We start from the raw sequence: 19056 nt of genomic DNA on the forward strand, positions 1-19056 counted from the left end.
GTCACCTGTATAACCAGTAGGCGGTGGCGTCGATGCTGGCACCACTCGCAATATAACGTTTAAGCGCAGCGGTGTTACCCATCTGGGTCGCTACCCGCAGCGTCGATACCTTTTGTTGCTCCGCCCAGTGCAGCGCCGCCTGCATGAGTTTCTCGCCCATGCCGCGCCCGGCTAATAAGCCAATGCGCGCCTCGTGCTCGTTGAGCCTGCGAAGCGAAACAAAACCCTGAATCTGTCCCCCGGCAGCACGGAACACCAGGCAGACGTGGTCAAACGTGCCTTTAACCGCATTCTCAATCCACTGAGCATAAAAACGGCCGCTGTCATCGGGTGCATACCAGGGCGTCCGGAAACGGCTCTGCGCGAAGGCCAGCGCCGCCATCTTGCGCAGCGCGGGGATATCCTGCTCTGATGCACTTTCCGCGCCCGGGGAGGCGTGCCGGGTTACGGTGATGGAGAGATCAACTTCCCCTTCAACCAGCCGGAATCCGTGCTGTTGTAGCGCGTCCAGGAGATCCGAGCGGTCCGCCGGGATCTTAGCCTGTATGCGCGGCCAGGCGCTGAAGTCTGCTTCCTGCAACGCTGGCGCATTGTCGCGCAGACGCACTATCGCTGAGGGACGCGCAAAGAATGCGCTTTCCCACTCAAGGGACTCCAGTACGCCGTTGAGGTTACTCAACGCCACACGCCTTTAGTATCAACAACATACTGCTGACGCACGGCATCACCGGAGACCGCTTTAAACGCATTGTGATCCACCAGCAGCACCAGCACATCCGCCGTCGCCAGCGCGTCATCCAGTGCGGTAAGGGTGCAGTGACCGGCAAGTTTTGTCGGCAATGCATGAATATTCGGCTCAACCACCAGCGTTTCACCGCTGTGCCAGGTAGCGATCATTTCGGCAATTTCCATCGCCGGGCTTTCGCGCAGATCGTCAATATTCGGTTTGAAGGCCAGACCAAAGCAGGCGATTTTCAGCTCACTGGCGCGTTTGCCGCTGGCGGCCAGGCAATCCGCAACCGTCGCTTTGACCTGATTGATAACCCAATGCGGTTTGTGGTCGTTCACTTCACGCGCGGTGCGGATCAGGCGTGCCTGTTCCGGATTTTGCGCCACGATAAACCACGGATCGACCGCGATACAGTGCCCACCCACGCCCGGCCCCGGCTGAAGGATGTTTACGCGCGGGTGACGGTTAGCTAGGCGAATCAGTTCCCAGACGTTAATCCCCTGATCGGCGCAAATCAGTGACAGTTCATTCGCAAACGCGATGTTAACGTCACGGAAGCTGTTTTCCGTCAGTTTACACATCTCGGCGGTGCGGGAGTTGGTCACCACGCATTCGCCTTCCAGGAAGATCTTATACAACTCGCTGGCGCGCGCGGAGCAGACTGGGGTCATGCCGCCAATCACGCGGTCATTTTTAATCAGTTCTACCATCACCTGGCCTGGCAGCACGCGCTCAGGGCAGTAGGCGATATTGATATCAGCCTGCTCGCCTGCCTGCTGCGGGAAGCTGAGATCGGGACGGGCCTCGGCCAGCCACTGCGCCATCTGCTCGGTTGCCCCAACAGGTGAAGTGGACTCGAGGATAACCAGCGCCCCTTTCTTCAGCACAGGCGCAATGGATTTTGCCGCCGCCTCGACGTAAACCATGTCAGGCTCATGATCGCCTTTAAAAGGCGTTGGCACCGCAATCAGGTACGCATCGGCCTCTACCGGCGTGGTGCTGGCGCGCAGGAAACCCCCGTCCACCGCCTTTTTCACCACGCGATCGAGATCAGGCTCCACGATATGAATTTCGCCACGGTTGATGGTTTCCACCGCGTGCGCGTTGATATCTACGCCAACGACCTGCTTTTGACGAGAGGCAAAGGCCGCCGCAGTAGGCAGCCCGATATAGCCAAGACCCACGACAGAGATGGTAGTAAAACTCATAGCGTTACCCGATTGTGTTTAAGTGCGTGCAAAATACGACCACAAGCCTGCCCGTCACCGTACGGGTTATGGGCACGGCTCATCGCCTGATACTCTTCATCGTCATGCAATAAGCGCGTGACCTCTTCGACAATACGACGCGGATCCGTTCCCACCAGACGTACGGTACCGGCAGTGACCGCTTCCGGACGTTCGGTGGTTTCGCGCATCACCAGTACCGGCTTACCGAGGGAAGGTGCCTCTTCCTGAATGCCGCCAGAATCGGTCAGGATCAGCCAGGCGTGGTTCATCAGCCAGACAAATGGCAGATAGTCCTGCGGCTCAATCAGGAGCACATTTTCCACGTGGCCGAGGATACGGTTGACCGGTTCGCTGACGTTCGGATTGAGGTGCACCGGATAGACAATCTGCACATCTTCGTTCTGCGCGGCAATTTCAGCCAGCGCGTGGCAGATTTGCTCGAAGCCACGGCCAAAACTTTCGCGGCGGTGGCCCGTTACCAGAATCGTTTTCTTGCCGTTGTTCAGGAACGGATAGCGCGCAGCGAGTTCTGCCTGAAGTTCGCTGTTAGCCAGCACGCGGTCACGCACCCAAATCAGCGCATCGATGACCGTATTGCCGGTGACGAAAATCTTGCTGTCGCTGATATTTTCTCGCAGCAGGTTCTGACGTGAGTTCTCGGTTGGCGCAAAATGGTACATCGCCAGGTGACCGGTGAGCGTACGGTTGGCCTCTTCCGGCCAGGGAGAATAGAGATTGCCGGTACGCAAACCCGCTTCAATATGACCAACCGGGATACGCTGATAGAACGCGGCCAGGCTGGTCGCCACGGTGGTGGTGGTGTCGCCGTGTACCAGCACCACATCCGGCTTGAACGACTCCAGAATAGGCTTTAATTCTTGCAGAATACGGCAGGTGATTTCCGTCAGTCCCTGCCCCGGTTTCATTATATTGAGATCGTAATCCGGGACGATAGAAAAGAGGGTTAAGACCTGATCGAGCATCTCGCGGTGCTGGGCAGTTACGCACACTTTCGCTTCAATATCAGGATCTCTGGCCAGCGCATGAACCAGAGGTGCCATCTTGATGGCCTCCGGCCTGGTGCCAAATACGGTTAGTACTTTCACATCGATTCTCTTCGATTAGACGATGAAGGCCGCAGCCTTCATCGTAGACGGCGTTCTTAGTTTGTGCGGCGACGCATTAAGGCCACGCCAGCGCCAGTCAGTGCGCCCACAATCCCCCACATGATCATCAGGAATGCGCGACGCGGACTATCGCGTTTTACAGGCTCTTCAGGCGTTCTTAAATAACGATAGGTCTGAAAACGCGGGTCCAGCGTTGGACCGACGTTGAGCGTGTTGAGCATGGCGCGGTTTTGGTCGTAATCGAGGTCAAAATCAGGGCCAACGGCCTGAATATTTTCAAGACGTGCCTGAAGCATCGGACGACCAAGGAGGAACATTTCTGAATCCGGGAGTTCGTCAGCCGGAACATCCGTTTCGCTACGGGAAATATTGTGCTGTTCCGCAATCTTCAGCGCCTGCTCAATATTATGCACGCGACGGGCGAAGATGGCCTTAGCGACCTCTTCCTGACGTTTGACCTGCGCTTTCATCTGGATAGTACGCGCAGCCCAGGCGCCTTTCAGCTCATCGTTCAGGTGACTGGCCGCGCGCTGGCTGGCGAACGCAACATACTGACGCAACAGGTTATTGGCGTCCGGCGCCGTTTCCGCAATCAACTTCACGCTGTCGCTCACATTACGGAGCACATCGCCAGGCATAAACTGAATGTTATTGATTAAATCATCCAGCAGCGCGGCATCCGCTTTGCTGTTACCGACCATGCGCTGCTTGTAGTAGTCCGTCTGAGACCAGAAATCGCGGCGTGTATCCCACGACGCCAGCTGCATCACGAACTCTTTGTAGGATTCATCCATCACCGAGGCCTGATCCGGGGTCGCCAGATTGGCCTTGATATCAAGATTACGCAGGAATTGCTGCTGGGAGTAGTAGCCCCCAAGCATATTCACCGTTGGTCGGTCTGTGATCGCCGTGGCGCTCCACTCTTGTTTTGCAAAGAAGGTGTAGGCAAGCGCTAACAGCGCAAACCCAAGGGCAATCCCCACAATCCACAGTTTGCCTTGCCATAACACTCGAAACAAACCACGAATATCCAGCTCGTTCTCAGTGCCCACTGATTTCGCTCCCGCCAACGGTTGAGTCATCATAGTCCCGGTTTTACTTAGTTAATGTTGTGTTTTTGCCACTGTTCCGACGCATCCTGCGTTTTAAGCGTTTAATAAAACGCGCGACTTTCCATGCACGCTTGATGCAGTAACCGTACATGAAAAATGCTAGCAAGAATAATACCAACATTACCCATTCAGGAATGAAATGTGCGTATTCTGCGGCAACGCCAATCGCAGCCAGAATAGCAGCCGCAAGCGTAATCAACACAAATGCCTGACGAGACGTGAAACCGGCGCGCATGATTAGGTGATGAATATGCTGCCGATCGGGAGAGAACGGGCTCATCCCTTTACGCAGACGGCGGTACATAATAGCAACCATGTCCATCAGCGGGATGGCGATAATCCAGAGAGCCGTTACCGGGCTAATAGGGTGAGTTTTACCCTGCGTGGTCTCCAGCAGAACCCAGATAACCGTAAAGCCAATCAGGGTACTGCCCGCATCGCCCATAAAGACTTTATAGCGACGCCCCAACACACCCAGGTTAAGGCAGATATAAGGCAGGATGGCTGCAATCATGGCAAAGCACCACATTGACAGGCTGTACTGGCCGTCAAACCATAAAATGATGCCGATTGCGCCAAACGAAACAGAGGACAGCCCGCCGAGCAGACCGTCGATACCGTCAACCATGTTAAAGGCGTTGATAGCCGCCCACACGGCAAACAGCGTCAGGAAGAAGCCGAATGGCCCAAGTACCAGCTCCCAGGGACCAAACACGTAGCCCAGGCTTCTGAGATAGAGGCCGCCTACCACCATCATAATGATGCCAATGGCCGCCTGTACCGTGGCGCGGAACTTCACACTGATATCAAAACGATCATCAAGGGCGCCGACCAGTACCAGCACACCGGCACACGCCAGATAGAGTGCGGCATGGGGGATATAGTAATCCGCGATCCCGAATGTGAAACAGATGCCTGCGTATACCGAAATGCCGCCCACCAGCGGAATAAGCCCCTGATGACGTTTACGGAAATTCGGTTTGTCCACTAACCCAATTCTTTTTGCTACCTTGCGCGCAATGAACAAAAAACAGGTTGTGAATAAAAAAATACTGATCAGCTCAGTTACTGCAGTGAGTAGATTCACAATGGATTGCTCTCAACAAATGTTAGTCCCGGAAGTATAACCATGAAGCCCCCTGCCTCAGAAGGATTAAAGACGGCCTCTCACAACTCCCTTTGTATGTTTTTCAATCAATTATTGCTTTGACTGTGCAAACCTTCTTATTGTCGCACCGACAGGTCAAAATTGGGAGTGTGTGGTAATAGCGTATAGTCCATAAATAAAAAACGCCACGTAAAAACGTGGCGTTGACTGGGATTATTTGCGTTACGAGCGTTTCATCATGTCGAAGAAATCGTCGTTCGTTTTGGTCATCGCCAGTTTGTTAATGAGGAATTCCATTGCGTCGATTTCGCCCATTGGATGGATGATTTTGCGCAGGATCCACATTTTCTGAAGCTCTTCCTGAGTGGTAAGCAGCTCTTCTTTACGGGTACCGGAACGGTTATAGTCGATCGCCGGGAAGACGCGTTTTTCTGCGATCTTACGAGAAAGGTGCAGTTCCATGTTGCCTGTACCTTTGAACTCTTCGTAGATAACTTCGTCCATTTTGGAGCCGGTATCGATCAGCGCCGTCGCGATGATGGTCAGGCTACCGCCCTCTTCCACGTTACGCGCCGCACCGAAGAAACGTTTCGGACGATGCAGGGCGTTGGCATCCACACCACCGGTCAGTACTTTACCGGAAGCTGGCACCACGGTGTTGTAGGCACGCGCCAGACGGGTAATGGAGTCGAGCAGGATGATCACGTCTTTCTTGTGCTCAACCAGGCGCTTCGCCTTCTCGATAACCATTTCCGCAACCTGAACGTGGCGAGATGCCGGTTCGTCAAAGGTAGACGCAACCACTTCACCTTTCACCAGACGCTGCATCTCGGTCACTTCTTCCGGACGTTCGTCAATCAGCAGCACCATCAGCACACAGTCTGGATGATTGTAAGCAATGCTCTGCGCAATGTTTTGCAGCAGCATGGTTTTACCTGCTTTTGGCGGCGCCACAATCAGACCACGCTGACCACGACCAATTGGCGATGCCAGGTCCAGCACACGAGCGGTTAAGTCTTCAGTAGACCCATTACCACGCTCCATGCGCAGGCGAGAGTTCGCGTGCAGCGGCGTTAAGTTCTCGAACAGGATCTTATTGCGGGAGTTTTCCGGTTTGTCGTAGTTAACTTCGTTAACCTTCAACAGCGCAAAGTAGCGTTCACCCTCTTTTGGAGGACGAATCTTACCTGAAATGGTGTCACCAGTGCGGAGGTTGAAACGGCGGATTTGGCTAGGGGATACGTAGATGTCGTCAGGGCCGGCGAGGTAGGAGCTGTCTGCGGAGCGGAGGAAACCAAATCCGTCTTGCAGTATCTCCAGCACACCGTCGCCAAAGATATCTTCGCCACTCTTAGCGTGCTGCTTCAGGATGGCGAAAATGATGTCCTGCTTGCGCATACGAGCCTGGTTTTCCAGTCCCATATTTTCGCCGAGAGTGATCAGCTCAGAAACCGGCGTATTCTTTAATTCGGTAAGATTCATAATGGTGTGGGTTCTTAAACTCGGGGTGATTCTCGAACTTAATGTTGTGAATGGTATGGCAGGGTCATCCATGCCTGTTTAGCGGCCATCACCTCATGTCTGTTCGCTGTCTGGTCACAGGGAAAGAACGCAGAACTGAAACGACAAGACGGATTGAGTGACAAGCCCGGAATCTAGCAACTTCACGCACTGTTTAAGTTAACAACGGGAAGTATCGGGTAAAACAAGATTCAAACAACAAGATATGTTTAAAACGTAGTCATAGCTAACTTAGCACGACTAAAGCCGGGCGTCCAGAGTTCACCATTAATTAGGCGCTCTGGACGCTCAGCTGAGAAACCTTACGCCAGGTTAGCGTCCAGGAACTCTTTCAGTTGACCTTTGGACAGTGCGCCCACTTTGGTCGCCGCCACGTCACCGTTCTTGAACAGCAACAGGGTCGGGATGCCACGGATACCGTATTTTGGCGCGGTGCCCGGGTTCTGGTCGATGTTCAGCTTGGCAACGGTCAGTTTGCCCTGATATTCGTCAGCGATTTCATCCAGAATCGGAGCGATCATTTTGCAAGGACCACACCATTCAGCCCAGAAATCAACGAGGATCAGCCCGTCAGCTTTAAGTACGTCCGTGTCAAAACTGTCGTCAGTCAGGTGAATAATTTTATCGCTCATATATAACTCCACAGGAATAAGCCTGGTACGTTGGTTTTGTCTCCACCAACGACGTGTTGATGTCGCATTAACCAACTAAAGGTTGACTTTATTTCACCGGATACGCTTTCGTAAAGCAATAGTAAGCTGATATTCTACCACACTATGAGCAAAACACATTTAACAGAACAGAAGTTTTCCGACTTCGCCCTGCACCCAAAGGTGATCGAAGCCCTTGAAACTAAGGGGTTTCATAACTGCACGCCCATTCAGGCTCTCGCCCTGCCGCTGACGCTGGCCGGTCGCGATGTTGCAGGGCAGGCGCAAACCGGTACTGGCAAAACGATGGCGTTTTTAACGTCAACGTTTCATTATTTACTTTCTCACCCAGCGATTGCAGACCGCAAAGTTAACCAGCCGCGCGCGCTAATTATGGCCCCGACGCGAGAACTGGCGGTACAGATCCACGCAGACGCTGAGCCCCTGGCGCAGGCCACCGGCCTGAAACTTGGCCTGGCCTATGGCGGCGACGGCTACGATAAACAGCTGAAAGTGCTGGAAAGCGGCGTGGATATCCTGATTGGGACCACCGGCCGTCTTATCGACTACGCCAAACAGAACCATATCAACCTCGGCGCAATCCAGGTCGTGGTGCTGGATGAAGCAGACCGCATGTACGATCTGGGCTTCATTAAAGACATCCGCTGGCTGTTCCGCCGTATGCCTGCGGCAAACCAGCGTCTGAATATGCTGTTCTCCGCAACCCTTTCTTATCGCGTTCGCGAACTGGCGTTCGAACAGATGAACAACGCCGAATATGTGGAAGTGGAACCGGAGCAGAAAACCGGGCACCGCATTAAAGAAGAGCTTTTCTATCCTTCAAATGAAGAGAAAATGCGCCTGCTGCAAACCCTGATCGAAGAGGAGTGGCCGGATCGCGCCATCATCTTCGCGAACACCAAACACCGCTGTGAAGATATCTGGGGTCACCTGGCGGCAGATGGTCACCGTGTGGGCCTGCTGACCGGCGACGTGGCGCAGAAAAAACGCCTGCGTATTCTCGACGAATTTACTCGTGGCGACCTCGATATTCTGGTCGCGACCGACGTGGCGGCCCGTGGCCTGCATATTCCAGCCGTGACGCACGTCTTTAACTATGACCTGCCAGATGACTGTGAAGACTATGTACACCGTATCGGTCGTACCGGTCGTGCTGGCGCAAGCGGTCACTCCATCAGCCTTGCGTGTGAAGAGTATGCGCTGAACCTTCCGGCTATTGAGACCTACATCGGTCACTCTATCCCACAGAGCAAATACAATCCGGACGCGCTGTTAAGCGAGCTGCCGCCACCTAAGCGCCTCACCCGTCCACGCTCCGGCAATGGCCCGCGTCGTTCAGGCGGTGCACCGCGTAATCGTCGTCGTTCAGGTTAAGAAAATATGCTCAGCTCCACCTCGCTTTATGCGGCAATTGATCTCGGTTCGAACAGTTTTCATATGCTGGTTGTGCGCGAGGTGGCGGGAAGCATACAAACGCTGACGCGCATTAAGCGCAAGGTCCGCCTCGCGGCGGGCCTGAGCAGCGATAATCACCTCTCTCCTGAAGCCATGGAACGTGGCTGGCAGTGTCTGCGCCTGTTTGCAGAACGTTTGCAGGATATCCCGCTCAGTCAAATTCGCGTTGTTGCCACGGCGACCCTTCGTCTGGCGGTTAACGCTGGCGATTTCATTGCCAAAGCGCAGGAAATTCTGGGCTGTCCGGTGCAGGTCATCAGCGGTGAAGAAGAAGCGCGTCTGATTTATCAGGGCGTGGCGCACACAACCGGCGGCGACGATCGCCGTCTGGTGGTGGACATTGGTGGCGCCAGTACCGAGCTGGTCACAGGCACAGGCGCGCAGGCGACATCGCTCTTCAGCCTGTCGATGGGCTGCGTGACCTGGCTGGAACGCTACTTTACCGATCGAAACCTCGCCAAAGAGAATTTTGACGAGGCGGAAAACGCGGCACGTGAGGTCCTGCGCCCGGTCATGGATGAACTGCGCTATCACGGCTGGAAAGTGTGCGTCGGGGCGTCCGGCACCGTTCAGGCGTTGCAGGAGATCATGATGGCGCAGGGGATGGACGAGCGGATCACGCTGGCCAAACTCCAGCAGCTTAAACAGCGCGCCATTCAGTGTGGTCGTCTGGAAGAGCTTGAAATAGAAGGCCTGACGCTCGAACGCGCGCTGGTTTTCCCAAGTGGGCTGGCCATTCTGATCGCCATTTTCACCGAGCTGAATATCCAGTGTATGACCCTGGCAGGCGGTGCGCTGCGTGAAGGTCTGGTTTACGGAATGCTGCACCAGTCGGTCGATCAGGACATCCGTAGTCGTACGCTGCGTAACGTTCAGCGCCGCTTTATTGTTGATACCGACCAGGCACACAGAGTGAGTCAACTCGCCTCACTGTTTGCCGATCAGGTGAAAAAAAGCTGGGATATTGAACCGTTAAGCCGCGATCTGCTGCTAAGCGCCTGTGCGCTACATGAAATTGGCCTCAGCGTGGAGTACAAGCAGGCACCGCTGCACGCGGCCTGGCTGGTACGAAATCTTGATTTACCCGGCTATACGCCCGCACAGAAGAAGCTGCTTGCCACCCTGCTGCTGAATCAGACCAACGCCGTCGATCTCTCTTCACTTCACCAGCAGAACGCTGTGCCGCCGCGGGTGGCGGAGCATCTGTGTCGTCTGCTTCGCCTGGCTATCCTGTTTGCCAGCCGCCGCCGTGATGATTTGCTGCCAGCCATTACGCTGGTGGCAGACGATGAGAAACTGACGCTGACGTTGCCGGAAAACTGGCTTGAAAATCATCCGCTTGGCGCAGAACTGGTTGAGCAGGAGTTCCAGTGGCAGAGCTATGTGCACTGGGCACTTGAGGTGAAGTGACCCTTTGAAGCGTGCCGGGTGGCGGCTTCGCCTTACCCGGCCTACAAATCGTTATCCCTTCTCTTTGGCCTTTGCCAGCATCGCGCGAATGTTTGCCACGTTTGCCTGCCCTTTGTGCATGCGCTCTTCAGCGGTAATGACTTTACGCTCCTGCTCCCAGATAAGATCGTCCTGAGGCAACTCCAGCAGAAAACGGCTCGGCTCCGGGCGCACCAGCTCGCCGTACTGACGGCGCTCTTTGCACAGCGTGAACGTCAGCTCTTTCTGCGCACGGGTGATCCCCACGTAGGCAAGACGGCGCTCTTCATCGACGTTATCTTCATCAATGCTGCTCTGGTGTGGCAATAAGCCCTCTTCCATCCCCACCAGATAGACATAGGGGAACTCCAGCCCTTTCGAGGCATGCAGCGTCATCAGCTGCACCTGATCGGCTTCTTCTTCGCTTTCGCCGCGCTCCATCATATCGCGCAGCGTGAAGCGGGTGACGACCTGCGTCAGGGTCATTGGCTCGTCAATCTCAGAACCTTCAAGCATTTCGGTCATCCAGCTGAAAAGCTGGTTAACGTTTTTCATGCGCATCTCTGCCGCTTTCGGGCTGGCAGAGGTTTCATAGAGCCAGGATTCGTAGTCAATGCCGTGGATCAGATCGCGCACTGCCGCCACAGGCTCGCGCTCAGCCAGACGCTGCACTTCACCCAGCCAGTGGGTGAAGCGGGTTAAGGCGTCATAGCCGCGACCGGTCAGAGTCTGGCTCAGCCCCATATCGAAGCTGGCAGTGAACAGGCTTTTGTTGCGGGTCATCGCCCACTCGCCCAGCTTTTGCAGCGTTGCAGAGCCAATCTCGCGTTTCGGCGTGTTCACAATGCGCAGAAACGCGCTGTCGTCATCCGGGTTGGTCAGCACGCGCAGATAGGCCAGCAGATCCTTAATTTCCGGACGCGAAAAGAACGACGTACCGCCGGAGATTTTGTAGGGAATGCGGTTCTGCATCAGCATCTTTTCAAAGACGCGCGACTGGTGGTTACCGCGGTAGAGGATCGCGTAATCCTTGTATTCGGTTTTGTTGACGAAGTGATGGGCAATCAGCTCACCCGTTACGCGCTCCGCTTCGTGCTCTTCGTTGTTGGCGCTAAGCACTTTCAGTTCGGTACCGTAACCCAGTTCAGAGAACAGACGCTTCTCAAAGACGTGTGGGTTATTGGCAATCAGGATGTTCGCCGCCTTCAGGATACGCCCGGAAGAACGGTAGTTTTGCTCCAGTTTAATGACCTGCAACGCCGGGAAATCTTTGCTCAGCTGCACCAGGTTTTGCGGACGTGCGCCACGCCAGGAGTAAATCGACTGATCGTCATCGCCTACGACGGTAAAGCGTGCACGCTGTCCTACCAGCAGCTTCACCAGCTCGTACTGGCTGGTGTTGGTATCCTGATATTCATCCACCAGCAGGTAGCGAATTTTGTTCTGCCAGCGCTCGCGCACCTCTTCATTCCGCTGAAGCAGCAGCGTCGGCAGCAGGATCAGATCGTCGAAATCCAGTACGTTGCAGGCTTTCATATGCGCGTCGTACAGACCGTAGCAATGAGCAAAGATGCGATCGCGCTCGCCTTTGGCACTTGCCGCTGCCTGGGCTGGCGTCATCAGATCGTTTTTCCAGTTCGAGATCGTCGAGATCAGCTGTTGCAGCAGCACTTTGTCATCTTCGATCAGCCCCTCCGTCAGCTCTTTAAGCAGCGCCACCTGATCGGTGTCATCGAAGAGAGAAAAGTTGGACTTCATGCCCAGCGCCGCGTATTCGCGCTTGATGATATCCAGGCCCAGCGTGTGGAAAGTGGAGATCATCAGCCCGCGCGCCTCTTTACGGCCCAGCGTCTGGCCGACGCGCTCTTTCATCTCACGCGCCGCTTTGTTGGTAAAGGTGACCGCCGCGATATGGCGTGCCTGGTATCCACAACCCCGAATTAAGTGAGCAATTTTATTGGTGATCACGCGTGTTTTACCGGATCCCGCTCCCGCCAGCACCAGGCAGGGTCCGGTGACGAATTCGACAGCTTGTTGTTGTCCGGGGTTTAAACGCATAAATGATCACTCAATGAAAGTCGGGAGAGGAGGAAAAACGCGTGGTAGTATACCGATCGTAAACTAGTCGACTCAAGGCACGATCATGGCAAAAACAGCAGCAGCACTGCATATCCTTGTTAAAGAAGAGAAACTGGCACAGGATCTGCTCGAACAGATTAAAAACGGCGCCGACTTCGGCAAACTGGCGAAGAAACACTCGATTTGCCCGTCAGGCAAACGCGGCGGTGACTTAGGTGAGTTCCGCCAGGGCCAGATGGTCCCGGCGTTTGATAAAGTGGTCTTCTCCTGCCCGGTGCTGGAGCCAACCGGCCCACTGCATACGCAGTTCGGTTATCACATTATCAAAGTGTTATACCGCAACTAATCAAAAGCCCGGTGCGTTAACTCACCGGGCTTTTTTTATTTCAGTGGACCAGCATTCAGATGCCGTCGCCGTATTCGAAGGTGTGATGAATACCGTTGAAGTGCTGATCCATATCCATCGACGGTTTATCGCTGTCTGGCTTACCGACGATGCGCGCCGGGACGCCAGCGGCGGTGGTGTGCGGCGGTACTGGCTGGAGGACAACCGACCCCGCGCCAATCTTCGCGCCGCGGCCAACTTCAATATTGCCAAGGATTTTAGCGCCTGCGCCAATCATCACCCCTTCACGAATTTTCGGATGGCGATCGCCGCTGGTTTTACCGGTACCGCCCAGCGTAACGGATTGCAGGATCGACACATCATCTTCAATCACCGCCGTTTCACCGACGACAATGCCGGTGGCGTGATCGAGCATGATCCCGCGGCCAATTTTCGCCGCCGGGTGAATATCGACCTGGAAGGACATGGAAACCTGGTTTTGCAGGAAGATGGCCAGCGCGCGGCGTCCCTCATTCCATAACCAGTGACCGATGCGGTACGCCTGTAAAGCGTGGAATCCTTTGAGATACAGCAGCGGTGTGGAGTATTTATCCACCGCCGGGTCACGGGTGCGCACGGCCTGAATGTCGCAGGCGGCAGACGCAATCATTTCCGGATCGGCGGCGTAGGCCTCTTCTACCACTTCGCGAATGGCGATAGCAGGCATGATAGGGGAAGCCAGTTTATTGGCGAGCATGTAGCTCAGGGCGCTGCCGAGATTTTCGTGCTTGAGTAGCGTCGCGTGATAGAAACTGGCCAGCATAGGCTCACAGTCGGCCAACGCTCGGGCTTCGGCTTTAATATTATTCCAGACGATATCCAGTTCTTCACACGGCATTGCTTGCTCCAGACGATAGTTAATGACCAGCCAGTTCTGCGCTGGCTGGGTCATTCAGGTGATGATACTTCCCGGCTAATTGCTGCTGCGCTCGTCCTTGCGCGCACGACCTAATAAGGTCAATGCTGCCTCGCGCGCATTTTTTCCGCAATACAATACCTGATAAATTTCCTCGGTTATTGGCATTTCGACACCGAAACGGTGCGCCAATTCGCGAACTTCTTTGGTATTGCGATAGCCTTCAACCACCTGACCAATCTTCTCCTGCGCGCTTTTTACATCGCTGCCCTGTCCGAGCATCATGCCAAAGCGGCGGTTACGCGACTGGTTGTCGGTGCAGGTCAGCACCAGGTCGCCCAGCCCAGCCATTCCCATAAAGGTGGCCGGATCGGCACCCAGCGCTTCGCCCAGGCGGGACATTTCGGTCAGTCCACGGGTGATCAGCGCAGTACGCGCATTCGCACCAAAACCGATGCCGTCAGACATCCCGGCCCCGATGGCAATGACGTTCTTCACCGCACCGCCCAACTGCACGCCGATAAAATCAGGATTGCTATACACGCGGAAGCTTTTGCCACAGTGCAGCAGTTGCTGAAGGTCGTCGGAAAATGCCTGGTCGGTGGACGCCAGCGAGATCGCCGTCGGCAAGCCCGCCGCCAGCTCTTTGGCAAAGGTCGGCCCGGAGATCACCGCCAGCGGGATCGCCGTTCCCAGCGCTTCGCGGGCAACGTCCTGCAACAGGCGTCCGGTTTCCGCTTCCAGCCCCTTCGTCGCCCACACAATACGCGCATCCGCACGCATCAGCGGCTTGATCTGACGCAGAACTTCGCCAAACACATGGCTCGGCACCACAATCAGAATATTGCGGCTGGCCGCCAGCGCGGTCGCGAGGTCGCTTTCCAGATACAGCGAGTCAGGGAACGGAACGTCCGGGAGAAACGCCACGTTGCAGCGGTCGTGTTGCAACGTGGCGATATGTTTGGGATCGTGGCCCCACAGGACCACGTCGTGACCATTTCTTGCCAGCGTGATGGCAAGAGCGGTGCCGTATGAGCCGGCACCGATCACAGTCATTGACGCATTAACAGTGCTCATCAGGCATCCTGATGTTGTTCGGCACCTTCGCCAGCCTGCTGCTGTAAATAGTTCATGAACAGCGCATCAAAGTTAACTGGCGCAAGGTTCAGTTGCGGGAATGTACCGCGAGAAACCAGGCTGGTGATGCATTCACGCGCATACGGGAACAGGATGTTCGGGCAGTATGCACCCAGGCAATGCGCCATCTGGTTGCCTTCGATGCCGCCGATGGAGAAGATGCCGCCCTGCTGGACTTCGCACAGGAATGCAGTTTCTTCGCCCAGAGAAGCGGTCACGGTGACACGCAGTACGACTTCATACACGTCATCCGCCAGCTGGGTGGATGCGGTATCCAGATCAAGTTTAACCTCTGGCTGCCAGTCTTTCTGGAAAACGTGCGGCGCATTTGGCGCTTCGAAAGAGACATCTTTGGTGTAGATGCGCTGGATCTGGAAAGTCATCTCGGTGTTGTTTTGTTCTGACATGGAAAAACCCTTTTTAATTGTCCTAAGTCTCTAGCTCAGCAGCGGATCGAGTCCACCACGGGCGTCGAGCGCATACAAGTCATCACAGCCGCCAATGTGCTGCGCATCAATAAAAATCTGTGGAACCGTTGTGCGACCACTGCGTTGGATCATCTCTTCGCGTTTAATCGCGTCACCATCGATCGGCAGTTCCTTGAACGTTACGCCTTTGCTGGACAGCAGCGCTTTCGCTCGGTGGCAGAACGGGCACGTTGCTTTGGTGTAGATCTCAATATTGGCCATCACTTAACTCCTTATTTACCGCGCACTAAAGGAAGATTCTCCCCGCTCCAGCCGGAGATGCCTTCTTTCAGCACCGTTACGTTTTCAAAGCCTGCTTTATGCAGTGCGTTGGCAGATTCCTGCGCCTGCATGCCAGTGCCGTCAACAACAATAATCGGCTGGGCTTTATGCTTCTCCAGCTCACCAATGTTGTTCGCTTTGATTTCCGCTGGCAGCAGGTTGATAGCACCTGCAATATGGCCCTTGCGGAAATCGTCGCGCTGACGCAGATCGACAACCACGGCGTCCTCTTTGTTGATCAGACGTGTCGCTTCACCGCGGGTGATCACCTTAATTTTAGACGTCAGTCCCTTAAATGTGGTGAACAGTACAGCGACCAGCAGGCCAATCCACGCGATGCTCAGAACCGGGTGGCGGCTAACGAATTGCATAATTTCTTGCATGGGGGGTAACAACTCCCGACTAAGTGATTAAAAAAACCAGGACAGGAGTATACCTGTGCGCTGTGGCAAATACAGCCAGCGACATAAAGCTAATCTATTTTCTGCGGCATGCCACGTAAAAAAAGCCTCAAAATAGCCTGAGAACTGCCTTGCCCCAACGCTTTCTTTGATCTTCTGCGGCTATTTTATCGATTCAGCTGTAGTAAAATTACGCAAATTTTTTGTCTCTTGAGCATGAGGTTGTCGCAATGTCGGTTTCTAAAAAACCTATGGTACTGGTGATTCTGGATGGCTATGGCTACCGTGAAGATCAGCAGGATAACGCCATTTTCAACGCCAAAACCCCGGTGATGGATGCGCTATGGGCAAAACGTCCCCACACCCTGATTGATGCCTCTGGCCTGGAAGTGGGTCTGCCGGATCGTCAGATGGGCAACTCTGAAGTGGGACACGTTAACCTGGGCGCGGGCCGTATCGTTTATCAGGACCTGACGCGCCTGGACGTTGAAATCAAAGAACGTACATTCTTTGCCAACCCAACGCTCACCGGAGCGGTTGATAAAGCCGTTGCCGCAGGCAAGGCCGTTCACATTATGGGCCTGCTCTCTGCGGGCGGCGTTCACAGCCACGAAGATCACATCATGGCGATGGTCGAACTGGCCGCTGAGCGCGGTGCGGAAAAAATCTATCTGCACGCCTTCCTGGATGGTCGCGATACGCCACCACGCAGCGCAAAAGGTTCTCTGGAAGCGTTTGAAGACAAATTTGCCGCACTGGGCAAAGGCCGCGTGGCCTCCATTATTGGCCGTTACTATGCCATGGACCGCGACAACCGCTGGGATCGCGTTGAGCAAGCCTATGATCTGCTGACCCTGGCAAAAGGTGAGTTCCAGTTCGCGACCGCCGTTGAAGCCCTCGAAGCGGCATACGCGCGTGATGAAAACGACGAATTTGTCAAAGCAACCGTGATCCGCGCTGAAGGCCAGGCCGATGCCGCCATGGAAGATGGCGATGCGCTGATCTTCATGAACTTCCGTGCTGACCGCGCGCGCGAAATCACCCGCGCCTTCGTTAACAGCGATTTCGACGGTTTCGCCCGTAAAAAAGTGGTGAAGATCGATTTCATCCAGTTGACCGAATATGCAGCGGATATCAACGCGCCATGCGCTTATCCACCTGCTTCCCTGGAAAATACCTTCGGCGAGTGGATGGCGAAAAACGATAAAACCCAGCTGCGCATCTCCGAAACTGAAAAGTATGCGCACGTGACCTTCTTCTTTAACGGTGGCGTAGAAGATCCGTTCAAAGGCGAAGACCGCATCCTGATTAACTCACCGAAAGTCGCCACTTACGATCTCCAGCCAGAGATGAGCTCTGCGGAGCTGACCGAAAAACTGGTGGCTGCGATCGAAAGCGGTAAATATGACACCATCATCTGTAACTACCCGAATGGCGACATGGTGGGTCACACCGGCGTGATGGAAGCAGCCGTTAAAGCGGTTGAAGCGCTGGACCACTGCGTAGAGCAGGTGGCGAAAGCGGTTGAATCCGTGGGCGGCCAGCTGCTGATCACCGCCGACCACGGTAACGCAGAACAGATGCGTGACCCGGCAACCGGTCAGGCGCATACCGCTCATACCAACCTGCCCGTTCCACTGATTTATGTGGGTGATAAATCAGTGAAAGCAGTGGAAGGTGGCAAGCTTTCCGACATCGCGCCAACCATGTTGTCGCTGATGGGCATGCCGATCCCTGAAGAGATGACTGGTAAGCCGCTGTTCATCGTGGAATAATCGCTCCCCATGAGGGGAAAGGCGATTTTTTCAATCACATGGGTCGTGAAGCCGCTTCGGCTATCAGTCAGACCTCTGTTTTACGCCAGCGCACTCAGCGCTGGCGTATTGCTGTGCGCCGCATCCGCCCACGCGGATGACCGCGATCAGCTTAAATCCATTCAGGCCGATATCGCCGCCAAAGAGCGTGCGGTACGTCAGCAGCAACAGCAGCGCGCCACCCTGCTCGCCCAGCTTAAAAAGCAGGAAGAGGCCATCTCCGCCGCTGCGCGGAAGCTGCGTGAAACCCAAAACACCCTTGCCCAGCTCAATAAGCAAATCGATGAAATGAACGCATCGATTGCGAAACTGGAGCGTCAGCGCGACGCCCAGGAGCGCAACCTCGCGGCACAGCTTGATGCCGCTTTCCGCCAGGGCGAGCACACCGGGCTTCAGCTGATCCTCAGCGGGGAAGAGAGCCAGCGTGGTCAGCGTTTGCAGGCCTATTTTGGCTATCTTAACCAGGCCCGCCAGGAGACCATTGCGCAGCTGAAACAGACGCGCGAAGAAGTCACCACGCAAAAAGCCGCGCTGGAAGAGAAACAGAGCCAGCAGCAAACGCTACTCTACGATCAGCAGGCGCAGCAGGAAAAGCTTGAGCAGGCGCGCAATGAGCGTAAGAAGACGCTCGCCGGGCTGGAGTCCTCTATCCAGGCAGGACAAAGCCAGCTGAGCGAAATGCGTGCCAACGAATCCAGACTGCGAAACAGCATTGCCCGGGCAGAAGCCGCGGCCAAAGCGCGCGCCGAAAAAGAAGCGCGCGAAGCGCAGGCGGTGCGTAATAAGCAGCAGGAAGCTTCCCGGAAAGGCACCACCTACAAACCGACTGAAAATGAACGTTCCCTGATGTCACGTACCGGCGGCCTCGGCTCCCCACGTGGTCAGGCTTACTGGCCTGTTCGCGGTACGATCCTGCATCGCTATGGCGAACAGTTGCAGGGTGAGCTACGTTGGAAGGGGATCGTGATCGGTGCGTCTGAAGGTAGCGAAGTGAAAGCCATCGCCGATGGCCGCGTGATCCTGGCCGACTGGCTACAGGGGTACGGGCTTGTGGTGGTGGTTGAACACGGTAAAGGCGACATGAGTCTCTACGGCTACAACCAGAGCGCGCTGGTCAGCGTCGGCACTCAGGTGCGCGCGGGTCAACCCATTGCCCTTGTGGGCAGCAGTGGCGGTCAGGGCCGCCCGTCACTCTATTTCGAAATTCGTCGTCAGGGTCAGGCGGTCAATCCACAGCCGTGGTTGGGAAGATAA

Annotated in this window: 18 protein-coding genes; 5 read left to right on the forward strand and 13 right to left on the reverse strand. The window is 55.1% G+C overall.

The window, feature by feature from the left end; all coding sequences use genetic code 11:
• Position 1 precedes the first annotated feature (1 nt).
• The 7 genes from rffC to trxA form a co-directional block, all read right to left on the reverse strand.
• Positions 2-679: a dTDP-4-amino-4,6-dideoxy-D-galactose acyltransferase gene (gene rffC / locus BH712_RS13675; protein WP_032674165.1), complete on the reverse strand. Its 678-nt coding sequence runs from the start codon at positions 677-679 to the stop codon at positions 2-4.
• Complete coding sequence (wecC, locus tag BH712_RS13680; RefSeq protein WP_006812389.1) at positions 676-1938, reverse strand: UDP-N-acetyl-D-mannosamine dehydrogenase; 1263 nt, start codon at positions 1936-1938, stop codon at positions 676-678. Before wecC ends, rffC begins: the two co-directional genes overlap by 4 nt.
• Positions 1935-3065, reverse strand: a complete 1131-nt coding sequence (gene wecB, locus BH712_RS13685; RefSeq protein ID WP_006812390.1) for a non-hydrolyzing UDP-N-acetylglucosamine 2-epimerase — start codon at positions 3063-3065, stop codon at positions 1935-1937. Before wecB ends, wecC begins: the two co-directional genes overlap by 4 nt.
• Before the next feature lie 56 nt (positions 3066-3121).
• Positions 3122-4168, reverse strand: coding sequence for an ECA polysaccharide chain length modulation protein (gene wzzE, locus BH712_RS13690; RefSeq protein WP_032674166.1), 1047 nt, complete (start codon positions 4166-4168; stop codon positions 3122-3124).
• A gap of 13 nt (positions 4169-4181) precedes the next feature.
• The gene (gene wecA / locus BH712_RS13695; protein WP_001050933.1) at positions 4182-5285 is read right to left on the reverse strand and encodes a UDP-N-acetylglucosamine--undecaprenyl-phosphate N-acetylglucosaminephosphotransferase; all 1104 of its coding nucleotides are present in this window, start codon (positions 5283-5285) and stop codon (positions 4182-4184) included.
• Between the two features lie 243 nt (positions 5286-5528).
• Positions 5529-6788 carry a transcription termination factor Rho gene (gene rho / locus BH712_RS13700; protein WP_001054528.1) on the reverse strand — a complete coding sequence of 420 codons (1260 nt, stop codon included), beginning with the start codon at positions 6786-6788 and terminating at the stop codon, positions 5529-5531.
• A 341-nt stretch (positions 6789-7129) separates the two neighbouring features.
• The gene (gene trxA / locus BH712_RS13705) at positions 7130-7459 is read right to left on the reverse strand and encodes a thioredoxin TrxA (RefSeq protein WP_006812392.1); all 330 of its coding nucleotides are present in this window, start codon (positions 7457-7459) and stop codon (positions 7130-7132) included.
• A gap of 144 nt (positions 7460-7603) precedes the next feature.
• On the opposite strand from trxA, the gene rhlB reads away from it, so the two are divergent.
• Together rhlB and gppA are read left to right on the forward strand one after the other, a co-directional pair.
• On the forward strand, positions 7604-8872 hold the full coding sequence (rhlB, locus tag BH712_RS13710) for an ATP-dependent RNA helicase RhlB (protein WP_006812393.1): 1269 nt from the start codon (positions 7604-7606) through the stop codon (positions 8870-8872).
• Between the two features lie 6 nt (positions 8873-8878).
• Positions 8879-10363: a guanosine-5'-triphosphate,3'-diphosphate diphosphatase gene (gppA, locus tag BH712_RS13715; RefSeq protein WP_006812394.1), complete on the forward strand. Its 1485-nt coding sequence runs from the start codon at positions 8879-8881 to the stop codon at positions 10361-10363.
• 51 nt (positions 10364-10414) lie between these two features.
• On the opposite strand, the gene rep is transcribed toward gppA, so the two are convergent.
• Complete coding sequence (rep, locus tag BH712_RS13720; RefSeq protein ID WP_006812395.1) at positions 10415-12439, reverse strand: DNA helicase Rep; 2025 nt, start codon at positions 12437-12439, stop codon at positions 10415-10417.
• An 85-nt stretch (positions 12440-12524) separates the two neighbouring features.
• Here rep and ppiC point away from each other — a divergent pair, with 85 nt between their 5' ends.
• Positions 12525-12806: a peptidylprolyl isomerase PpiC gene (ppiC, locus tag BH712_RS13725; RefSeq protein WP_006812396.1), complete on the forward strand. Its 282-nt coding sequence runs from the start codon at positions 12525-12527 to the stop codon at positions 12804-12806.
• A gap of 55 nt (positions 12807-12861) precedes the next feature.
• On the opposite strand, the gene cysE is transcribed toward ppiC, so the two are convergent.
• The 5 genes from cysE to BH712_RS13750 all read right to left on the reverse strand — a co-directional run bounded on the left by cysE (position 12862) and on the right by BH712_RS13750 (position 15970).
• On the reverse strand, positions 12862-13683 hold the full coding sequence (cysE, locus tag BH712_RS13730) for a serine O-acetyltransferase (protein ID WP_032674179.1): 822 nt from the start codon (positions 13681-13683) through the stop codon (positions 12862-12864).
• A gap of 75 nt (positions 13684-13758) precedes the next feature.
• Positions 13759-14778 carry an NAD(P)H-dependent glycerol-3-phosphate dehydrogenase gene (gpsA, locus tag BH712_RS13735; RefSeq protein ID WP_006812398.1) on the reverse strand — a complete coding sequence of 340 codons (1020 nt, stop codon included), beginning with the start codon at positions 14776-14778 and terminating at the stop codon, positions 13759-13761.
• Positions 14778-15245, reverse strand: coding sequence for a protein-export chaperone SecB (gene secB, locus BH712_RS13740; protein WP_003860835.1), 468 nt, complete (start codon positions 15243-15245; stop codon positions 14778-14780). The genes gpsA and secB overlap by 1 nt, the downstream gene beginning before the upstream one ends.
• 30 nt (positions 15246-15275) lie before the next feature.
• Positions 15276-15527 (reverse strand): glutaredoxin 3, encoded by a 252-nt coding sequence (gene grxC, locus BH712_RS13745; protein ID WP_003860837.1) that lies wholly within the window; start codon positions 15525-15527, stop codon positions 15276-15278.
• Between the two features lie 11 nt (positions 15528-15538).
• Positions 15539-15970, reverse strand: coding sequence for a rhodanese-like domain-containing protein (locus tag BH712_RS13750; RefSeq protein WP_003860840.1), 432 nt, complete (start codon positions 15968-15970; stop codon positions 15539-15541).
• A 248-nt stretch (positions 15971-16218) separates the two neighbouring features.
• Here BH712_RS13750 and gpmM point away from each other — a divergent pair, with 248 nt between their 5' ends.
• Positions 16219-17763: a 2,3-bisphosphoglycerate-independent phosphoglycerate mutase gene (gpmM, locus tag BH712_RS13755; protein ID WP_006812399.1), complete on the forward strand. Its 1545-nt coding sequence runs from the start codon at positions 16219-16221 to the stop codon at positions 17761-17763.
• Between the two features lie 33 nt (positions 17764-17796).
• On the forward strand, positions 17797-19056 hold the full coding sequence (gene envC, locus BH712_RS13760; protein ID WP_229690302.1) for a murein hydrolase activator EnvC: 1260 nt from the start codon (positions 17797-17799) through the stop codon (positions 19054-19056).

Source organism: Enterobacter hormaechei ATCC 49162 (genome assembly GCF_001875655.1).
GTDB lineage: Bacteria > Pseudomonadota > Gammaproteobacteria > Enterobacterales > Enterobacteriaceae > Enterobacter > Enterobacter hormaechei.